Here is a 19129-nt window from a genome sequence, read left to right as displayed (position 1 = left end):
TTGTCTCGCATTGCTTGACGGGCATTACACTTCGTTAGGGTTAATATTTGGTTGAGTGCTCGCGCTACGAGAGGTTGTGGAAGCCGTCATCGAGCGATAGAACGATGGCGTCAACCCGGCTTCGGCGCGGGCGATATCGTTGAATGGCGCCTTGAGGGGACCTCGAAAATTGGCGCGAACGAGCTGCTGGAAAGTCGCTGCCGGATCTTTCCGCTCCCGCGCGCACAGGAAACGAAACCATTTGGCACCGACGGCCACATGGCCTTTCTCGTCTTCGTAGATGACGTCGAGTACCGCGGCAGTCTCGAAGTCTCCGGTCTCGCGCATGCGCGCCTGCAGCGCCGGCGTCACGTCGAGCCCGCGCGCCTCGAGGATAAGCGGGACGACGGCCAGCCTGGCGGTCAGATCGTTGCGGGTGTCGTGCGCCGCCTGCCAGAGCCCGTCATGCGCGGGCAGGTCGCCATAGTCGGCGCCAAGGTCGTTCAGGCGCTGCCGAACCATGCGGAAATGCTTGGCCTCCTCGAATGCAACCTTCATCCAGCCGTCGAAAAACGAATTCGGCACCGATTCGGACGCAAAGCGGGCGACGATATCGAGCGCGAGATCGACGGCGTTGAGTTCGATATGGGCGATCGAATGCAAGAGCGCGATCCGGCCCTTGAGCGAGCCGAGCGAGCGCTTCTTCACCTGCGTGGGTGGCGTCAGAACAGGCCTTTCCGGCCGACCCGGACGCAGAGGAACGGGGCGATCCAGCGGCGAACGCAGCGACAGCGCACGGCGCTGCCAGCGCCGTGCCGCTTCCTGGGCCAGTTCCGTCTTGACGGTCAGGTCGGCAGCACTGATCGCCTCAACGGCAGCGCCGCGTAGACTGTGAAAGTTGGGAAGCGTCTTCATTGCGGCCTCGTCGTTTTGACTTAGAGCGCCTTGGCGGCCTCGAGCACTTCATTGGCGTGGCCATTGACCTTGACCTTCTCCCAAACGCGCGCAATCCGGCCGTCGGCGGCAATCAGGAAGGTGGTGCGTTCGACGCCCATATATTTGCGCCCGTAGAGGCTCTTTTCCACCCATAGACCATAGGCGTTGACGACGGATCTTTCCTCGTCGGCAGCAAGCGTGACTGCCAGATCATATTTCTTCGCAAAGCGATCGTGACGTTTCACCGAATCGGGCGAGAGCCCGATCAACTCAACGCCTGCAGCGGCAAACTCGGAGGCGAGTTCGGTGAAGGAAATCGCTTCCAAGGTGCAACTTTTCGTGTCGTCCTTGGGGTAGAAGAACAAGACGACCGGACGCCCGCGCAAGGCAGAAAGCGAAATCGTGCCGCCGCCGTCACGGGGAAGCGTGAAGTCGGGAGCGAGATCTCCGGGGGTGAGGCTTGCCATGAATAAACCTTCCTTGCGCCAAGTTTTGTGAACAATCGCCGGCTAGGGCATATCGAGAATCGGCGACCGCAGTCCAGCGGATTTGTGCTAGATTTGACAGGTTCCGGACGGGTTGCGTCGATAGGACCCTTTGCCCGGCATTCGCGCACACGAAACCCACGGATGTGTGAATGCTTTCCACAGCATGGTCGGCCAGACGTGATGACACCGTCCGGCCAGATGTGGTCTACGTGACGGCAATGATCCGTCGACCCGCTGCCGCATGATGCGTCGACGGGAGAGGCGGGCTTTCCCGTATGAACTGGAGGGCGTCCGCGCCGATGAGTGAGATCCGCGGCGAAAAAGTCGGCTTTCGCAAGAAAGACATCGTCGCGTTGCATGCGTTGCCCTCGGCGCAGGCACACGAACCCGTCATCGTGCATGCCCCGCACAAACGCGGGCTCTTGCGCTTTCTCAGCAAGATTGCCCTTTGCGGCTTACTGCTCGCCTTCATCACTGCGGCCAGCCTCATCGCCGTCGTCGAGAGCGGGGCGATCGACAGCACACTGAACGCGCGCGCCCGCACGGCGCTGAACGCGGCACTCGGCGGCGCCTATCGCGCTGAGGTCGGTAGCACCGTCGTTCGCATGACCTCGAACGGCGCGCTGGCGCTCAAGGCGCGGGAAGTGGCGCTGAGCGAAGCCACGTCCGGCCAACCTGTCGCAAAGTTGAGTTCGATATCCATTGCCCTCGACCCTCTGGCGCTGTTGACGGGCAGGATTTCGGTTTCACGTCTTGAAGCCGAAGGTGGCGACTTCGACACCGGCCTCCTGCCACGCGGCGAGCCGGTCGATCTGACGAAGATCAAGATCGCCGATGTCGGCGACGCACTGGAGCAGCTTTTTGCCCATGTCGACCGCATGTCGAAGATGGCGGCAGGGCGTGGCGACCAGACGGTGTTGCTTTCCAACTTTTCTTTCACAGTCGCCGGTGCACGTAACCGTGTCGTGCCGGTCGATGCCAAGGAGCTGGAGTTCAATCGTGATGCCGATGGCTCCATGCACGTCAAAGGCAGCGTGACCGTCGATGGAGTCGATGTCGATCTCAGCGCCAACGCTCTTGGTGCAAAGGGTCATATGTCCGGCTTCGAAGCGGCAATCTCGAACATTCCGCTGAAGCCCTTCTTCTATCACGGCCCCTTCGGCAAGGAGGCCGCCTTCGGCATCGATGCGACCGCGGGGCTGACCCTCACGGCGACACGCGCCGCCGAAGGCGCCAAGCCCGACCTTCGCGTGGCCGTCAGGACGTCGGAAGGTGCATTCCACGCCGGTGGGCTGGTTTCGACGATCAATCCCTCCCAGATGGATATCGCCTATGACTTTGAGCGGGCTGCCGTCGAGGTGCTGCCGTCGACGGTCAATATCGGTCGCTCGATCTTCCCGTTTACCGGTGCAGTGAAAGACCTCGACAGAACAGCAGGCGCAACCGATCAGGGTTTTGCCATCGATCTTTTGTTCAGGAATGCAAGTTCCGCGCCGGAGGACATTACCGAACGTCCCTTGATCTTCGATGCGAAGGCAAGCGGCCGCTTCACCTCGGATGCGCGCCACCGCCTGATCTTCGATCAGCTCGCCGTTTCCAGCCCGCTCGGCTCGATGTTCGGTTCGCTTTCGGTCGCCTTCGGCAAGACTTCGCCGCAGGTCAGCTTTGCCGCCGTCAGCGACCAGATGCAACCGACGGCCGTCAAGCAGCTTTGGCCCTGGTGGATCGCCAAGGGCGCGCGCCGCTGGGCGATCCGCAATCTCTTCGGCGGCACGGTCACTGATGCGCGCATCGAGGTTTCGGTGGCAGAGGGGCGGATCGCCCAGAACGAAGGCGAGCTGAAGCTCGACGAGAAAGAACTGAACATCACGTTCAACATCGACGAAACGCGGATCAACATTGCTGGTGAGATACCGCCGTTGCGCGACACATCGGGCACGTTCAAGCTGAGCGGCCAGCGCATGGAAGTGGGCGTAAAGCAGGGGGCGGCCTTTTTTCCCTCCGGCCGGTCCGTCGCGCTCAATGGCGGCGATTTCATCATTCCCGATGTCTACACCAAGCCGTTGATCGCGGAAATGAAGATCGAAGTTGGCGGCGAGGCAGACGCGATCGCCGAGCTCGTCACCTACAAGCCGATTCAGGCGCTGCAAAAGACACCGTTTGTCCCAGGCGACTTTACCGGCCCGCTAACCGCACAGGTCGGAGCGCGGTTTGGCCTTGTCACCGACCAGCACCCGCCACCGCCGCTCTGGCAAGTGGAGATGCAGCTTGAGGACGTCACCGTCACGCGCCCGATCGCCGGACGCGGCGTCTCCAATCTTTCCGGCACGTTCCGGGTCGACAACGAGCAAGCGGTTCTCGATGCCGATGCGGTTGTTGAAGGCGCAAAGGTCAAGATCGCGCTCACCGAACCGGTCGACAGCAAATCGAAGGTCAAACGCAAACGCGAAATCAGCGGCACACTCGATGCGGCAGCCCGGGAGAAGCTGACCCCCGGCCTGTCGAAGATCATCTTCGGGCCGATGGACGTCGATCTGGTGATCGACGAGGCTGATGTTCAGCACGTTACCGTCGATCTGACCAAGGCCAGGCTCTCGCTTCCCTGGATCGGCTGGAACAAAGGTGCAGGCATACCAGCCGAGGTGCGCTTCACATCCGACATCAACGACAGCGTTACAACCATCAAGGACTTTGCAATCGCCGGTGACGGTTTCGGCGCACGCGGTAATCTGCAGGTCGATGGCGCCGGCATCGTTAATGCAAAGCTCAGCAATGTCCGTCTGGCGCAGGGCGACGATTTCAACGTTGCCATCGATCGCCGCAAAGGCATCCATGTCGTGACGCTGAGCGGTGCCGCGGCAGACATTCGTCCGATCCTTGCCCAGATGAAGAGCGGCTCGAACGGCGACGGTGGCGCCGGTGACGACATCACCATCCAGGGTCAGCTCGGTCGCGTCGCCGGCTTCAACGGCGAAGTGCTTTCGAATGTGAACCTGGTCTATTCGGAGCGTGGCCAACAGATCGAAGACATCAATCTGTCGGCAGTCACCGGAAGCGGCCAGGCAGTAGTGGCGCGGCTCGCCAAATCCGGTGCCGACAACATTCTTGAACTGACCACCGGCGACGCCGGCTCGCTTGCTCGGTTCGCCGACATCTATAGCAACATGCGCGGTGGTCTGTTGAACATGAAGTTGCGTGATCGTGGCGGCCGGTCATGGCGCGGCTCGATCGACATCCGCAAGTTCCAGCTGGTCGGCGAGCAACGGCTGCAGTCGATGGTGTCGACGCCGGCTGGACAGGACGGACGGAGCCTCAACCAGGCGGTAAAGCGCGACATCGATGTCAGCACGGCGCGATTCGAGCGCGGTTTTGCCCAGCTTGCCCTCGACCGCAGCGCCATTCGGGTCGATGGCGGCGTCCTCAGGGGAACCGATGTCGGCGCGACTTTCCAGGGAACAGTGCGTGACGGCAACGGCATCATGGATATGACGGGTACCTTCATGCCCGCCTACGGTTTGAACCGAATTTTTGGCGAACTGCCGTTGATCGGCGTCTTGCTCGGCAATGGCCGCGACCGTGGCCTGCTCGGTATCACCTTCAAACTCAATGGCCCATTCAACCAGCCGAAGCTGACGATCAACCCGCTTTCGATCATCGCGCCCGGCGTCTTCCGCAGCATCTTCGAGTTTCAATAATAAGGCCGGCACAATGGCCGGCCTTCGAGATTCTCTAGGAGTGCACCGGCTTATGCGGGGCGAACGAGGATATGCTTCTTCTTGCCGAGCGACAGCTTGACGATGCCATCCGAGGTCACATCGCCACTGCCGATCAGGCGGCGCTCATCGCTGACGGCCTCGTCATTGATGCGCACGGCGCCGCCCTGAACGTGACGGCGGGCTTCGCCGTTGGACGAGGCAAGCCCCGCACGTACGACAAGCGTCAGCAGGCCGATGCCGGCTTCGAGTTCCGACGCAGGCACGTCGACCGACGGCAGGTTTTCGGAGACTGCCCCTTCCTCGAAGGTCTTGCGGGCGGTCTCAGCAGCTTCCTCCGCTGCCTGCCGTCCGTGCAAGATTGCGGTCACTTCCGTTGCCAGAATCTTCTTGGCATCGTTGATCTCCGATCCGCCTAAGGCAGCGAGACGATTTATTTCGGCCATGGGAAGAGTGGTGAACAATTTCATGAAGCGGATGACATCGGCATCCTCGGTATTGCGCCAATACTGCCAGAAGTCATAGATCGGCAGCAGGTCCTTGTTGAGCCAAACAGCGCCATTGACCGACTTGCCCATCTTCGCACCGGACGACGTCGTCAGAAGCGGCGAGGTGAGGGCGTAAAGCTGGGTCGTTCCCATGCGGTGGCCCAGGTCGATACCATTGATGATGTTGCCCCACTGATCCGAGCCGCCCATCTGCAATCGGCAGCCGGTGCGCTTGTGCAGTTCGACGAAGTCGTAGGCCTGCAGGATCATGTAGTTGAACTCGAGAAACGACAGCGACTGCTCGCGATCAAGCCGGGTCTTGACGCTGTCGAACGACAGCATGCGGTTGACCGAGAAATGGCGGCCAACGTCACGCAGGAATTCAAGGTAGTTAAGCCCGCGCAACCACTCAGCATTGTTGATCATCAGTGCCGGGGTCTCGGACTTGTCGTAGTCGAGGTAGTTGGCGAAGACATGCTTGAGAGAGGCAATATTGTCCTCAATTATCTCAACGGTCATCAGCTTGCGCGCCTCTTCCTTAAAGGAAGGGTCGCCAACCATGCCTGTACCGCCGCCCATCAGCGAAATCGGCTGATGGCCGGTTGCCTGGAACCAGTGCAGCAACATGATCTGTGTCAGGTGGCCAACATGCAGGCTCGAAGCGGTCGGATCGTAGCCGATATAGGCAGTCACGGTTTCCTTGCGCAGCAGTTCGTCCAAACCAGATTCGTCGGAAATCTGATGAATGAAACCGCGCTCGCTGAGGGTGTGGAGGAAATCGGACTTGAACTCGGACATGACCTGTCTCTTTCGGCTGGGTAGAACGTCTGCGCGCGGCGTTTAGCACTGTTTGGGCAAAAGTGCACGTCTTTGCTTGGCCGATGTTTTTGCTATGTAGATGGGCAACGCCTTGGAGGAATGCATGGGCAAGATCATGACCGCGATCGGCTTGATGAGCGGGACAAGCATGGACGGGATCGACGTGGCGCTGCTGCGCACCGACGGCGATGCGATCGTCGAGCAGGGACCTTCGGCGGGATACGCCTATGAGGCACGCTTCCGCGACCGGCTGAAACAGGGTCTCGAAGACGCAAAGTCGATCGCCAGCCGCGAGGAACGGCCAGGAATTTTGGCCGATCTCGAGCGGGAACTGACGCTCAGGCATGTCGAAGCGGTTCAGGCATTTCTCCGGCAGAACAACATCTTGCGCGAAAGTGTTGATGTTATCGGGTTTCACGGCCAGACCGTGCTTCACCGGCCAGACGATGCCCTGACCGTCCAGATCGGCGACGGGGCGCTGCTTGCCCGCGAAACGGGCATCGATGTCGTCTATGACATGCGCGCCAACGACATGGAGCATGGTGGCCAGGGCGCACCGCTCATTCCGGCCTATCATGCAGCACTCGCCCGGAACGCCGCAGCGAATGGCGAACTGGTTCAGCCGGTCGTTTTCGTCAACATCGGCGGCATCTCCAATCTGACATTCATCGGCGCGACGTCGGACTGGTTGCCTACGACAGCGGGCCCGGCAACACGCTGATCGATCAATGGGTGGAGGCACATGCCGGCATTCCCTTTGACCAGGGCGGCATGATTGCCAGCGAAGGCAGCGTGCTGCCGGATCTTGCCGAACGCTATCTGCTCAATCCCTTCTTCTCCTCGGACAGGCGCCGTTCGCTCGATCGCAACGATTTCGCACCGCCAAAGGGAAAGGACGCCAATCTCGAAGACGGAGCGCGAACGCTCGCCTATGTGACGGCGGCTGCGATCATCAAATCGGCCAGTCATCTGCCAGCAGCGCCCCGAACCTACATCGTGTGCGGCGGCGGCCGGCTCAATCCGGTGATCATGCGGGATCTGGCATCGGAGGCGACAGCCCATGGTGCAAACGTGCTTGCGGCCGAAGCGGTCGGCTTCAACGGTGATTCGATGGAGGCAGAGGCCTGGGCCTATCTCGCGGTGCGTGCGCAGCGGGGGTTGCCGCTCACCTATCCCGGCACAACCGGGGTGCGCCAACCGGTCACCGGCGGCAAATTCGCATCCCGCACCGCAGGCTGACGGCAGGTACCGCCTGCCGCGATTCCCTTTGCCCGATTAATCAAATTTTCGCCTGCCACCGATAGTATCGTCCGGTGCTGCCACATGAGGTGGCACAAAGCGGCCCTGCCGTGGCAACAGACAATTCGGGTTCGTCGATGGGTGGTGCGATTTCTCTGCTGGCTGTGAACTTCGTTATCGCCCAGATATTCACTGCAGCATTTCTTGTCATTGCCGCCAAGAGCCGGTCCAGAAGGGCCGCGCTCTTTTGCGCCGGCGGCTTTGCCGTTGCCTCGCTCGCGGCGGTATTCGAAACCGTCGTGCCCTTCACATCCTTTCCCCGTTTTTTTGCCATCGGTGCATTTGCGAGCGTGCTTGCCGGTTTCTGTCTGCTGCGCTTCGGCCTTGGTCTGTTCTATCGCGTGCCAGCCAACTGGCAGGTGCTTGTCGCCTTCTTCCTGGCCTCGGTGACGCTCGACCTCGCGATCTATGATCTTCCTAGGGGAACGCTGCAGCATGCCGCCCCCTACCAGTTGCCATTCTTTGTCATCCAGGCGTGGTCGGCCTCCGTCGTCATCCGCTCCAAACGGCGCTCGGCGGCGGACTGGATCCTGCTCTCGCTGCTGGTACTGACCTCTGGCTACTATCTCCTGAAAATCTACGCGGCCGTCGCGGCCGGTTCCGGGGCAACCGCGCAGGATTATGTATCGAGCCCGTTCGCGCTGATTTCCCAGGCGCTTGGCGCCGTGCTGATCGTCAGCACCGGTCTTGCGATGCTCGGCGTCATGGTCAAGGAGATCGTCGATGATGCCCGCGCACGCTCGGAAATAGACCTCTTGTCCGGGCTCTATAACAGGCGTGGCTTCACCGAACGCGTCATCCCTATGCTCCAGCTGCGCGAGGGCCGTCAGCCGGGCACCTTGATTCTGGCCGACCTCGACCGTTTCAAACTGGTGAATGACAGCTACGGACACCACACAGGTGACGAGGTGATCCGCCAGTTTGCGCGCGTCCTGAAAGATGTCATGCCCAACCGCGCAGTTGCCGGTCGTCTTGGCGGCGAGGAGTTTGTGGTTTTCCTGCCCTCCACAGATCTGGAGGAGGCGCGGGTGGTGGCGCACGGAATGCGCGCTGCGATGATGTCGCAAAAGATCGACGGTCTTGCGGAGCAGGCGAGAGTGACGTCAAGCTTCGGCGTTGCGGCGATTGCCAAGGGTGAACCGCTCGAACAGGCGATGCAGCGGGCCGACAAGGCTCTCTATGCGGCAAAAGAAAACGGGCGCAATCGTGTGGAATGCGCCGAGGCGCTACAAAATGTGGTCAACCCATTGCCCCCACAATGGATCGGGCGGCCTTAAGAGCCGCCCGCATCGGTATCAGCGGATGCGCTTGGCAGCCGGCTCCGGCGTCAGTTCGCCGTTGAGGCGGCGGTCGAGATAATCCTCGCATTCCGCCATCAGGCCTTCGACCTGGCCGTTGAAGAAGTGGTTGGCTCCCGGCACGGTCTTGTGGGTGATGAGAATACCCTTCTGCGCCTTCAGCTTTTCGACAAGTCCGTTCACGTCCTTCTCGGGTGCCACCTTGTCCGAATCACCATTGATGATGAGGCCGGAGGACGGGCAGGGCGCCAGGAACGAGAAGTCATAGGTGTTCGGCTGCGGGGCGACGGCCATGAAGCCTTCGATTTCCGGACGGCGCATCAGGAGCTGCATGCCGATCCAGGCGCCGAAGGAATAACCGGCAACCCAACAGCTCTTCGAATCGGGATGCAGGCTCTGCACCCAGTCGAGCGCAGATGCGGCATCCGAAAGCTCGCCGGCGCCATGGTCGAACTCGCCCTGGCTACGGCCGATGCCCCGGAAGTTGAAACGCAGCGTCGTAAAGCCGCGCTTCTGGAACATGTAGAAAAGCTGGTAGACGATCTGGTTGTTCATCGTGCCGCCGAACTGTGGGTGCGGGTGCAGGATGATGGCGATCGGGGCGCTCTTCTGCTTCGAAGGCTGATAGCGGCCTTCGAGGCGGCCGGCAGGTCCGTTGAAGATAATTTCGGGCATTGGCTCTCCGGGGGTGTTCCTGGTTCGAATCTTGGTTTCGGATCGCGATGAGTCTTGACGAAAGCACTCAGCTTTTCTAAAACCTAGTTTAGAACCGTTCAAAACTTCTGTGCGGGCATTCCGCCGTGTGCTTCGTCTCATAAGGCAAGCGGTGCGGAAAATTCAAGGAAAATGCATCGTCGGTGGTTGTCGGCGGTGAGCCTATTGTTCTAGCGAAGGAAATTATGTCGACCTCGCGCATCTATATGGACTGGAACGCCACGGCGCCGCTTCTTGCCGAAGCGCGCGACGCGTGCCTGTCTGCGCTCGATCTGGTCGGCAATCCTTCCTCCGTCCATGGCGAGGGCCGGACGATCCGCACGCTGATCGAAAATGCCCGCCGCGGCGTGGGCGCGCTTTGCGGCGCCAAGGCGGCAAGCGTGATCTTCACCAGCGGCGCGACCGAAGCGGCCAACATGGTGCTGACGCCCGATTTCCGCATGGGCCGCACGCCGCTGAAGATTGGCCGACTCTATGCCTCGGCGATCGAGCATCCTGCATTGCGCGAAGGCGGGCGGTTTGCGCGCGAGAACGTTTCGGAAATCCCGGTGACGACCGCCGGTGTCGTCGATCTCGAGGCCCTGCGTGCGCTTCTCGACACCCACGACCGCGAAAGCGGCCTGCCGATGGTCGCGGTGATGCTGGTCAACAACGAAACCGGCATCATTCAGCCGATCTCCGAGATTGCCGCGATCGTTCGCACCCATGGCGGTATTCTCCTCGTCGACGCCGTACAGGCGGCCGGTCGGCTGCCGCTATCTATCGAAGAACTGGGTGCGGATTTTCTCATCATCTCCTCGCACAAGATCGGCGGCCCCAAGGGCGCTGGCGCGCTTGTCGCCCGGGGTGAGATCATGATGCCGGCACCGTTGATCCGGGGCGGCGGCCAGGAAAAGGGCCATCGCTCAGGTACCGAGAACGCGGTTGCGATCGCAGGCTTTGCTGCAGCGGCGCGCAAGGCTGCCGACAACCTCGATGATCGCATGGCATCGGTCGCAGCGCTTCGCGATCGGCTGGAACAGGATATGCAGACCTCGGCGCCGGATGTGGTGATCCATGGCCGCGACGTTTCGCGCGTTGGCAACACCATCTTCTTCACGCTTCCTGGCATGAAAGCGGAAACCGGACAGATCGCCTTCGACCTCGAGGGTGTCGCACTTTCGGCGGGTTCCGCCTGCTCATCCGGCAAGGTCGGTCAGAGCCACGTGCTGACTGCAATGGGTTACGACCCCCGTCAGGGGGCACTGCGCATCTCGATCGGCCCGGCCACCACGGAGGCCGAGATCGAGCGTTGCGCGGCGGTGTTCGCCAAGGTCGCCGCAAGGCGCCGAACGACAGGTCAGGCCGCGTGAGAACGCGCGGTTGAACGAAATTGCGGAAAAGCAATTTTCCGCTTGGCAAACGGGGTGAAAAGCGCCTTTTAGCCATTACATAAGCGGTGCGCCAAGTTCGCATCGTGTTGACAAGCTACCGGACCTTGGATCCGGCAAGATTGGAGAACGACATGCCTGCCGTGCAGGAGACCATTGATCAGGTCCGTCAGATCGACGTGGACCAGTACAAATACGGGTTTGAAACCACCATCGAAGTCGAAAAGGCGCCGAAGGGCCTTTCCGAAGATATCATCCGTTTCATCTCTGCCAAGAAGAGCGAGCCGGAATGGATGCTGGAATGGCGTCTTGAGGCCTATCGCCGTTGGCTGACGATGGACGAGCCGACTTGGGCGCGCGTCAACTATCCGAAAATCGACTTCAACGACATCTATTACTACGCCGCGCCGAAGGGCACGACGGGTCCGAAGTCGCTCGACGAAGTCGACCCGGAAATTCTGAAGGTTTACGAAAAGCTCGGCATCCCGCTGAAGGAACAGGAAATCCTCGCCGGCGTGCAGAAGTCCAAGATCGCCGTCGACGCCGTCTTTGACAGCGTTTCGGTGGTGACGACCTTCAAGGAAGAGCTGAAGAAGGCCGGCGTGATCTTCATGTCGATCTCCGAGGCGATCCGCGAGCATCCCGATCTGATCAAGAAGTATCTCGGAACTGTCGTTCCGCCGACCGACAACTACTATGCGACGCTCAACTCCGCCGTCTTCACCGATGGTTCGTTCGTCTACGTGCCGAAGGGCGTTCGCTGCCCGATGGAGCTGTCGACCTACTTCCGCATCAACGAGAAGAACACCGGCCAGTTCGAGCGCACGCTGATCATCGCCGAAGAAAGCGCCTACGTTTCCTACCTCGAAGGCTGCACGGCGCCGCAGCGCGACGAAAACCAGCTGCACGCAGCTGTCGTCGAACTCGTGGCCCTCGATGAAGCCGAGATCAAGTATTCGACGGTCCAGAACTGGTACCCTGGCGACAAGCACGGCAAGGGCGGTATCTACAACTTCGTCACCAAGCGTGGCGATTGCCGCGGCAAGAACTCCAAGATCTCCTGGACCCAGGTGGAAACCGGCTCAGCGATCACCTGGAAGTATCCATCCTGCATCCTGCGCGGCGACGGTTCGCGCGGCGAGTTCTATTCGATCGCCGTATCGAACGGCCATCAGCAGATCGACAGTGGCACCAAGATGATCCACCTCGGCAAGAACACGTCGAGCCGCATCGTCTCCAAGGGCATCGCTGCCGGCGTTTCGGAAAACACCTATCGCGGCCAGGTTTCGGCCCACCGCAAGGCCGAGAACGCCCGCAACTTCACCCAGTGCGATTCGCTTTTGATCGGCGACAAATGCGGCGCGCACACCGTGCCCTACATCGAGGCAAAGAACTCGACGGCACAGTTCGAGCACGAAGCGACGACCTCGAAGATCTCCGAGGACCAGTTGTTCTACTGCCTGCAGCGCGGCATCCCGACTGAAGCGGCGATCGCGCTGATCGTCAACGGCTTCGTCAAGGAAGTGATCCAGGAACTGCCGATGGAGTTTGCCGTCGAAGCGCAGAAGCTGATCGGCATCTCGCTCGAAGGCTCGGTCGGCTGAGGCCTTGAACTGATTATTGAATGGCGCGCATCCGCTTTGCGCGCAAACAGACGTTCGTTTCCCAAGAGGACGATATAATGCTTGAAATCAAGAACCTGCACGCCCGCATCGCCGAAGACGGCACTGAAATCATCCGTGGCCTGAACCTGACGGTGAAGGCCGGCGAAGTCGCCGCCATCATGGGGCCGAACGGCTCCGGCAAGTCGACGCTGTCCTACATCCTGTCGGGCCGCGAAGACTACGAAGTGACCGAAGGCGAGATCCTTTACAACGGCGAGAACATCCTTGAGCTGGAGGCTTCCGAGCGCGCCGCCAAGGGCATCTTCCTTGCCTTCCAGTACCCGGTCGAAATCCCGGGTGTTGCCACCATGCAGTTCCTGAAGGTGGCGATGAACGAGCAGCGCAAGTATCGCGGCGAAGACGAGCTGACGACACCGGAATTCATGCGCCGTGTCAAGGAAGCCGCTGCCGAGCTCAAGATCGCTCCGGAAATGCTGCGTCGCCCGCTCAACGTCGGCTTCTCCGGCGGTGAGAAGAAGCGCGCCGAGATCCTGCAGATGGCGTTGCTCGAGCCGAAGCTGTGCGTGCTTGATGAAACCGACTCCGGCCTCGACATCGATGCGCTGAAGATCGTCGCCGACGGCGTCAACGCACTGCGTTCGCCCGACCGCGCCGTCATCGTCATCACCCACTACCAGCGCCTGCTCGACTACATCGTTCCGGACACGGTGCACGTGCTCTACAAGGGCCAGGTCATCAAGTCGGGCGACAAGGCGCTTGCACACGAACTCGAAGCCAACGGCTACGCTGATATCATCGAGGCTGCAGCCTAGGGCCTGTTGAAGGAGTGTTCGAATGAATATGCAACAGGCAATCAAGATGACGGCAGCCGAAACGGCGCTCGTCGATGCCTATACCGCGCAGATCGGCGATCTACCCGGCGACGGCTCGGTGCTGTCGGTTCGTGACACCTTGGTGCACGAACTGCGGACATCAGGCCTGCCGACGCGCCGCGTCGAGTCCTGGCACTATACCGATCTTCGCACGCTGCTGCGTGCGGTACCTGCCGCCGACCCGACGGCTTTTGCTGATCGCGTCGAGGCGCTTGTCGCCGGCTCGACAGTACTTGCGGTGCGCAACGGCCATGCCGACCTCAAGGGCAATGCGCCCGAGGGCGTGACGATGCGCTCCTACACCGACAGCCTGCTCGACGGGTCGGCTGCTGCCGGCCTTGCGGTGCTCGGCTCGGACGACGCAATCGGCCGCATCAACGGCGGCCTCGTGCGCGGTGGTATCGAGCTTGCGATCGCAGACGGAACCGAGCTGGAAGACCCGCTTGAAATTCAGTTGGTGCAGAGCATCGGCCAGTCGCACACGCGCTTCCCGGTTTCCTTCGGTGCGAACACCAAGGCGACTGTGATCGAACGTCACCTGTCAACCGATGCCGGCGAGAGCCTGGTCTCAACGGTCAGCGACGTTGCGGTTGGCGAGGGTGCCGACATCATCTGGATCATCCTGCAGCAGCAGGGAGCCGCAGACACCCATCTCGGGCAGATGCGCTTCGATCTCGCCAAGGACGCCAAGCTGTATCTTTTCGTCATCAATGCCGGCGGCAAGCTGGTGCGACAGGAGATCCACGGCAAGACGAGCGGCGAAGGCGCTGATTTCAAGCTACGCGGCATCAACCTGCTCGGCGGCGAAAGCCACACGGACGTCACCTTCACGCTTGGCCATAACGTGCCGCACACCACATCGACGGAAATCATCCGCAACGTGGTCTTCGATCGCGCCAAAGGCGTCTTCCAGGGCAAGATCCTGGTTGCCAAGGACGCGCAGAAGACTGACGCGCGGATGGCGTGCAACACGCTGCTTCTTTCGGACGATGCCGACCTTTCGTCCAAGCCCGAGTTGGAGATCTTTGCGGACGACGTGCAGTGCGGTCACGGCGCGACGGTTACTGACATCGACCACACGCAGCTCTTCTATCTGCTTGCGCGCGGTATTCCGGAAAACAAGGCGCGGGCGATGCTCGTCAACGCCTTCGTCGCCGAAATCGTCGAGGAACTCGACGACGAGCCGCTGGTCGAGGCGCTGGAAGGCGTAATCTCGGCCTGGCTCGTGAAGCATGCCTGACAGGCGCGACTGATTGGATTGAAAGACATGGAACACACTGTGCCGGTGCCAGCCTATGACGTCGAAGCGATCCGCAAGGATTTTCCGATCCTGTCCCGGACTGTCTATGGCAAACCGCTTGTCTATCTCGACAACGGCGCATCGGCGCAGAAGCCGCAGTCAGTCATCGACGCGGTGAGCCATGCCTACGCCAACGAATACGCCAACGTGCATCGGGGCCTGCATTTCCTCTCGAATGCCGCCACCGAGGCCTATGAAGCGTCGCGCGAGAAAGTGCGCCGCTTCCTGAACGCGCCATCGGCCGACAACATCATCTTCACAAAATCCTCCACCGAGGCGATCAATACAGTCGCCTATGGCTACGGTATGCCGAAGCTTAGCGAGGGCGACGAGATCGTGCTGTCGATCATGGAGCACCACTCTAACATCGTGCCTTGGCATTTCATCCGCGAACGCCAGGGCGCCAAGCTGGTCTGGGCGCCGATCGACGACGATGGCGTGTTCCACATCGAAGATTTCGTCAAGTGCCTGACGGAGCGCACCAAGCTCATCGCCATTACCCACATGTCGAATGCTCTGGGCACCGTTGTACCGGTCAAGGAGATCTGCCGGATTGCCCGCGAGCGCGGCATTCCGGTGCTGGTCGACGGCAGCCAGGGCGCAGTCCACATGCCTGTCGACGTGCAGGACATCGACTGCGACTGGTACGTGATGACCGGCCACAAGCTCTACGGTCCCTCGGGGATCGGCGTGCTTTACGGCAAGATGGACCGCCTGAAGGAAATGCGCCCGTTCATGGGTGGCGGTGAAATGATCGAGGAAGTGACCGAAGACCGCGTCACCTACAACGATCCGCCGCATCGTTTCGAAGCCGGAACGCCGCCGATCGTCCAGGCGATCGGGCTTGGCTACGCGCTCGACTACATGGAAAAGATCGGCCGGGCGGCGATCACCAGGCACGAAGCCGACCTGACCGCCTATGCGCGCGAGCGCCTGTCGAGGATCAACTCGCTGAAAGTGTTCGGCAATGCGCCTGATAAGGGCAGCATCTTTTCCTTCGAGATCGCAGGCGTTCACGCCCATGACATCTCGACGGTGATCGACCGCGCCGGCGTCGCAGTTCGCGCGGGCACCCATTGTGCGCAGCCGCTCTTGAAACGCTTCGGCGTCACCTCCACATGCCGCGCATCCTTCGGCCTCTACAATACGCGGGCTGAAGTGGACGCATTGGCTGACGCGCTTGAGTACGCGCGCAAGTTCTTCGCCTGATCGGGTTTGGAAAATGGTTCAGAGTTTCAACTCAAGCATCTGAACTGAAAGAGAAAGTCTAGGAGGCCGACATGAGCCTGGATGCAACGGAAGACAAGATCGACGTGCGCGAGGGCATCGTGCATTCGGAAATCCCGTCCGAAGAACTGGCACGTCTGAGCGACGATATCATCAGCGCGCTGAAGACCGTCTACGACCCGGAAATCCCCGCCGACATCTTCGAGCTCGGCCTGATCTACAAGATCGACATCGAAGATGACCGCATGGTCAAGATCGACATGACGTTGACCGCGCCGGGCTGCCCCGTCGCCGGCGAGATGCCCGGCTGGGTCGAAAATGCGGTGGGCGCCGTCGAAGGCGTGTCGGGAGTCGAGGTCTCTATGACCTTCGATCCGCCGTGGACGCCTGACCGCATGTCGGAAGAGGCACAGGTGGCCATCGGTTGGTACTGACCGCAAGGCGCCATATTGATCCGTTAAGCTGCGGACACTACATTTGATTCTGGAAGGCGCCGGGCCTTTACCCCGGTGACGACAAGGAGAAAAGGCCGATGGGCTTTGCCGTGATGAGCTTGACCGATGCAGCCGCCGGGCGCGTCAAGTCGATCGTTGAAAATGCAGGTGGCGATGCCCTGGGCATCCGCGTCGGCATCAAGAAGGGCGGCTGTGCCGGCATGGAGTATGCCGTGGATCTCGTCACCGAGCCCAATCCAAAGGACGATCTGATCGAGCACGCTGGTGCCAAAGTCTGGGTTGCGCCGGAGGCGGTGCTTTACCTGCTCGGCACCCAGATGGATTTCGAGGTGACGACGCTTCGCTCCGGCTTCACCTTCCACAACCCCAACCAGACGTCAGCTTGCGGATGCGGCGAATCGGTCGAGCTGAAGCCGGCCGATCTGGCAGCGCTTGCGGAGCGCGGCGACGCCGTGGTGCGCGCGAACTGATACGCTCCTTGTGTTTCGAGAGATGGCAGGCCCGGGTTTTCGCCGGGCCTTTTTTCTGCTGATATGCGGTCGCGTAACTGGGGGAGATGGGCGTGACGGCGTTCGACGAGGAACTTGTCTTCAATGCGCTCTATGAGACCTTTCCGGATCCGGTGATCATCCTCGACGCTGAGCGCATCATTCGCTCCGCCAACCCAGCTGCACTCACGCAATTCGGCTATGCGGCCGACGCGTTCATCGGCCAACCGGCGCGCCTTATCTATGCTGACGACGACGAATACTTGAGGCGGCTGCGCAATCGCGCGGCAAGGGTCGACGAGACGATCGCGCGCACCTCGACCTACAGCTATATCCGGCGCGACGGCTCGACATTCTCGGGCCATCTGCGCACCACGCCGCTGATCGATGCCGCCGGACGGGAACTGGCCCTGATCGGCATCATCCGCGACGTCTCAGATCTCGCCAAGGCCGTGCTTGAGAGACAGCGGGCGTCCGACATGCTCGACGCAGCATTCGACGTTATGCCGGAAGGTTTCGCAATCTTCGATGCCGAGGAAAGGTTGCTGGTCTACAATCGCGCCTATGTGACGATCTGCGGCCCAGCCGGCCCCTTGCTTCACCCTGGCATGACCGCCGAAGAGATCCTTCTGCTTGCGCAGAAGGAGGGGCACTATCCCGAAGCCTTGCCCGGTAACCCGGATTGGCCCGCCTGGGTGGCGCATCGGCTGCAGGACTTTCGTCAACCGGACAACAGGGCGAAGATCTACCGCTACGCCGGCGACCGCTGGCTGAGGGTTGAAAATATCAAGACCAAGGACGGAAACACCGTCGTCCTGCGCGTCGATGTGACCGAACTGAAGCGCGCGGAACTGACGCTCGAGCGCCAGCGACAGGAGCTCGAGCACAAGAACGAGGCCCTCGATCAGTTCACGGCAACGGTCTCCCATGACCTGAAGGCACCCTTGCGGCACATTTCGATGTTCTCCGAGATGATCGAGGATGAATTGGCCGCCGGCAATCAGGATGAGGTTTCGGCCAGCGCCCGCCATCTGCGCGACAGCGCAAGGCGGATGAACCGGGTGATCGACAGCCTGCTCGATTATTCGCAGATTGCCTATCAGATCAGCACATGGTCCGATGTCGACCTCGGCGACATCGTCGCCGATACTCTGGGCGTTCTCGGCGGTCACGCGCGCGAGGCGAATGTGGCCTTCGAGATCGGTCCGCTGCCGAAGGTCCAGGGCGATCCGGAACTGTTGCGCCGGCTGGTGCAAAACCTTGTTGGCAATGCCATCAAGTATCGACATCCGGATCGCGGGCCTATCGTGCGCGTCAACGGCCGCGCCGTCGGCCAGCAGGTGGAGCTTGCGGTCGAGGACAATGGCATCGGCATCGACCCGCGATTCGCCACGCGCATCTTCGAAGTGTTCCAGCGCTTGCACCACGACGAAAGCACCTATGGCGGCACGGGCATCGGCCTTGCGCTTGCCAAGCGGATCGCCGAAAGCCACAACGGATCGATCCATCTTGACACGAGCTTCACCGAAGGCGCACGATTTGTGGTGACGCTTCCCAAGCGCATGCGGAAGACCAAGTAAGGCGACAAGATTGGCCAAGTCACCGAAGCGATTGCTTGTGGTGGAGGACAACGTGCACGACGCGCGTTTCGTCACGCGTGCCCTTTCACAGACCGACGACACGCTCGACATCGTCCATGTCACCCACGCCGACGAGGCCGTGGCGCGCCTCGGGCACGAGCACTTCGACTATGTGCTTCTGGATATCAAGATGCCCGGTGTCGACGGGATGGAACTCTTGGAGCGCATTCGCAGCAATGAGGGCACATCGGTGGTGCCGGTCATCGTGCTGACGTCGTCCACCAATCCGAGCGACGTTTTCCGGTCCTACAAGGCCGGTGCAAACGCCTATGCGGCCAAGCCGTCGTCGCTTTCGGGCTACAGGCAATTCGCCGAGGCCTTCGTCCGCTTCTGGATAGAAAACACCCTGCCGCCGCGCGGCGTCGTGCTTGATCAGTAGGGTAAGATCGGGGCGCACCATCGGGCGCGCCCCGCTTGT

General features: G+C 61.0%; 15 protein-coding genes and 1 pseudogene. 12 read left to right on the top strand and 4 right to left on the bottom strand.

The features are described from left to right. Positions 1-24: 24 nt before the first annotated feature. A complete protein-coding gene (locus BKP54_RS03425) occupies positions 25-894 on the bottom strand; it encodes a ferritin-like domain-containing protein (protein WP_057208648.1) in 870 nt (289 codons plus the stop codon). A 20-nt stretch (positions 895-914) separates the two neighbouring features. Beyond that, positions 915-1382, bottom strand: coding sequence for a peroxiredoxin (locus BKP54_RS03420; protein ID WP_025427128.1), 468 nt, complete (start codon positions 1380-1382; stop codon positions 915-917). Between the two features lie 320 nt (positions 1383-1702). On the opposite strand from BKP54_RS03420, the gene BKP54_RS03415 reads away from it, so the two are divergent. Continuing rightward, the gene (locus BKP54_RS03415) at positions 1703-5098 is read left to right on the top strand and encodes a DUF3971 domain-containing protein (protein ID WP_084814275.1); all 3396 of its coding nucleotides are present in this window, start codon (positions 1703-1705) and stop codon (positions 5096-5098) included. A 50-nt stretch (positions 5099-5148) separates the two neighbouring features. Here BKP54_RS03415 and tyrS read toward each other — a convergent pair whose 3' ends face one another. Continuing rightward, a complete protein-coding gene (tyrS, locus tag BKP54_RS03410; RefSeq protein WP_057208646.1) occupies positions 5149-6402 on the bottom strand; it encodes a tyrosine--tRNA ligase in 1254 nt (417 codons plus the stop codon). Positions 6403-6526: 124 nt separating this feature from the next. Here tyrS and BKP54_RS03405 point away from each other — a divergent pair. Next, positions 6527-7662 (top strand): annotated as a pseudogene (locus BKP54_RS03405) (anhydro-N-acetylmuramic acid kinase). Between the two features lie 137 nt (positions 7663-7799). Continuing rightward, positions 7800-8999, top strand: coding sequence for a GGDEF domain-containing protein (locus BKP54_RS03400; protein WP_057208642.1), 1200 nt, complete (start codon positions 7800-7802; stop codon positions 8997-8999). A gap of 18 nt (positions 9000-9017) precedes the next feature. On the opposite strand, the gene BKP54_RS03395 is transcribed toward BKP54_RS03400, so the two are convergent. Next, complete coding sequence (locus BKP54_RS03395) at positions 9018-9695, bottom strand: alpha/beta hydrolase (RefSeq protein WP_025427123.1); 678 nt, start codon at positions 9693-9695, stop codon at positions 9018-9020. 224 nt (positions 9696-9919) lie between these two features. Between BKP54_RS03395 and BKP54_RS03390 the strand changes: the two genes are divergently transcribed. The 9 genes from BKP54_RS03390 (at position 9920) to BKP54_RS03350 (ending at position 19090) form a co-directional block, all read left to right on the top strand. Then, positions 9920-11086: a cysteine desulfurase family protein gene (locus tag BKP54_RS03390; protein ID WP_084814274.1), complete on the top strand. Its 1167-nt coding sequence runs from the start codon at positions 9920-9922 to the stop codon at positions 11084-11086. Between the two features lie 152 nt (positions 11087-11238). Beyond that, positions 11239-12708, top strand: a complete 1470-nt coding sequence (sufB, locus tag BKP54_RS03385; RefSeq protein ID WP_025427121.1) for a Fe-S cluster assembly protein SufB — start codon at positions 11239-11241, stop codon at positions 12706-12708. A gap of 77 nt (positions 12709-12785) precedes the next feature. Further along, positions 12786-13541: a Fe-S cluster assembly ATPase SufC gene (gene sufC / locus BKP54_RS03380; protein WP_025427120.1), complete on the top strand. Its 756-nt coding sequence runs from the start codon at positions 12786-12788 to the stop codon at positions 13539-13541. Positions 13542-13563: 22 nt separating this feature from the next. After that, positions 13564-14841, top strand: coding sequence for a Fe-S cluster assembly protein SufD (gene sufD / locus BKP54_RS03375; protein WP_025427119.1), 1278 nt, complete (start codon positions 13564-13566; stop codon positions 14839-14841). 27 nt (positions 14842-14868) lie between these two features. After that, positions 14869-16110: a cysteine desulfurase gene (locus tag BKP54_RS03370; protein ID WP_057208634.1), complete on the top strand. Its 1242-nt coding sequence runs from the start codon at positions 14869-14871 to the stop codon at positions 16108-16110. A 71-nt stretch (positions 16111-16181) separates the two neighbouring features. Beyond that, positions 16182-16562: an SUF system Fe-S cluster assembly protein gene (locus BKP54_RS03365; RefSeq protein WP_025427117.1), complete on the top strand. Its 381-nt coding sequence runs from the start codon at positions 16182-16184 to the stop codon at positions 16560-16562. Between the two features lie 98 nt (positions 16563-16660). Further along, the gene (gene sufA / locus BKP54_RS03360) at positions 16661-17053 is read left to right on the top strand and encodes a Fe-S cluster assembly scaffold SufA (protein WP_025427116.1); all 393 of its coding nucleotides are present in this window, start codon (positions 16661-16663) and stop codon (positions 17051-17053) included. A gap of 92 nt (positions 17054-17145) precedes the next feature. After that, on the top strand, positions 17146-18651 hold the full coding sequence (locus tag BKP54_RS03355) for an ATP-binding protein (protein WP_158071672.1): 1506 nt from the start codon (positions 17146-17148) through the stop codon (positions 18649-18651). Between the two features lie 10 nt (positions 18652-18661). Next, a complete protein-coding gene (locus BKP54_RS03350) occupies positions 18662-19090 on the top strand; it encodes a response regulator (RefSeq protein WP_025427114.1) in 429 nt (142 codons plus the stop codon). Positions 19091-19129: the final 39 nt, after the last annotated feature.

Origin of the sequence: Ensifer sp. 1H6, assembly GCF_001976035.1 — a bacterium.
Lineage (GTDB): Bacteria > Pseudomonadota > Alphaproteobacteria > Rhizobiales > Rhizobiaceae > Ensifer > Ensifer canadensis.
Note: the sequence above shows the minus strand (reverse complement) of the source record. Positions and strands in the feature narration are given on the sequence as shown.

Bases quoted from the DNA above. Each gene is read 5' to 3' on its own strand.
- tyrS (WP_057208646.1), bottom strand. From the start codon at position 6,402: ATGTCCGAGTTCAAGTCCGATTTCCTCCACACCCTCAGCGAGCGCGGT.
- BKP54_RS03370 (WP_057208634.1), top strand. From the start codon at position 14,869: ATGGAACACACTGTGCCGGTGCCAGCCTATGACGTCGAAGCGATCCGC.
- sufA (WP_025427116.1), top strand. From the start codon at position 16,661: ATGGGCTTTGCCGTGATGAGCTTGACCGATGCAGCCGCCGGGCGCGTC.
- sufC (WP_025427120.1), top strand. From the start codon at position 12,786: ATGCTTGAAATCAAGAACCTGCACGCCCGCATCGCCGAAGACGGCACT.
- sufB (WP_025427121.1), top strand. From the start codon at position 11,239: ATGCCTGCCGTGCAGGAGACCATTGATCAGGTCCGTCAGATCGACGTG.
- BKP54_RS03390 (WP_084814274.1), top strand. From the start codon at position 9,920: ATGTCGACCTCGCGCATCTATATGGACTGGAACGCCACGGCGCCGCTT.
- sufD (WP_025427119.1), top strand. From the start codon at position 13,564: ATGAATATGCAACAGGCAATCAAGATGACGGCAGCCGAAACGGCGCTC.
- BKP54_RS03365 (WP_025427117.1), top strand. From the start codon at position 16,182: ATGAGCCTGGATGCAACGGAAGACAAGATCGACGTGCGCGAGGGCATC.
- BKP54_RS03395 (WP_025427123.1), bottom strand. From the start codon at position 9,695: ATGCCCGAAATTATCTTCAACGGACCTGCCGGCCGCCTCGAAGGCCGC.
- BKP54_RS03425 (WP_057208648.1), bottom strand. From the start codon at position 894: ATGAAGACGCTTCCCAACTTTCACAGTCTACGCGGCGCTGCCGTTGAG.
- BKP54_RS03420 (WP_025427128.1), bottom strand. From the start codon at position 1,382: ATGGCAAGCCTCACCCCCGGAGATCTCGCTCCCGACTTCACGCTTCCC.
- BKP54_RS03415 (WP_084814275.1), top strand. From the start codon at position 1,703: ATGAGTGAGATCCGCGGCGAAAAAGTCGGCTTTCGCAAGAAAGACATC.
- BKP54_RS03400 (WP_057208642.1), top strand. From the start codon at position 7,800: ATGGGTGGTGCGATTTCTCTGCTGGCTGTGAACTTCGTTATCGCCCAG.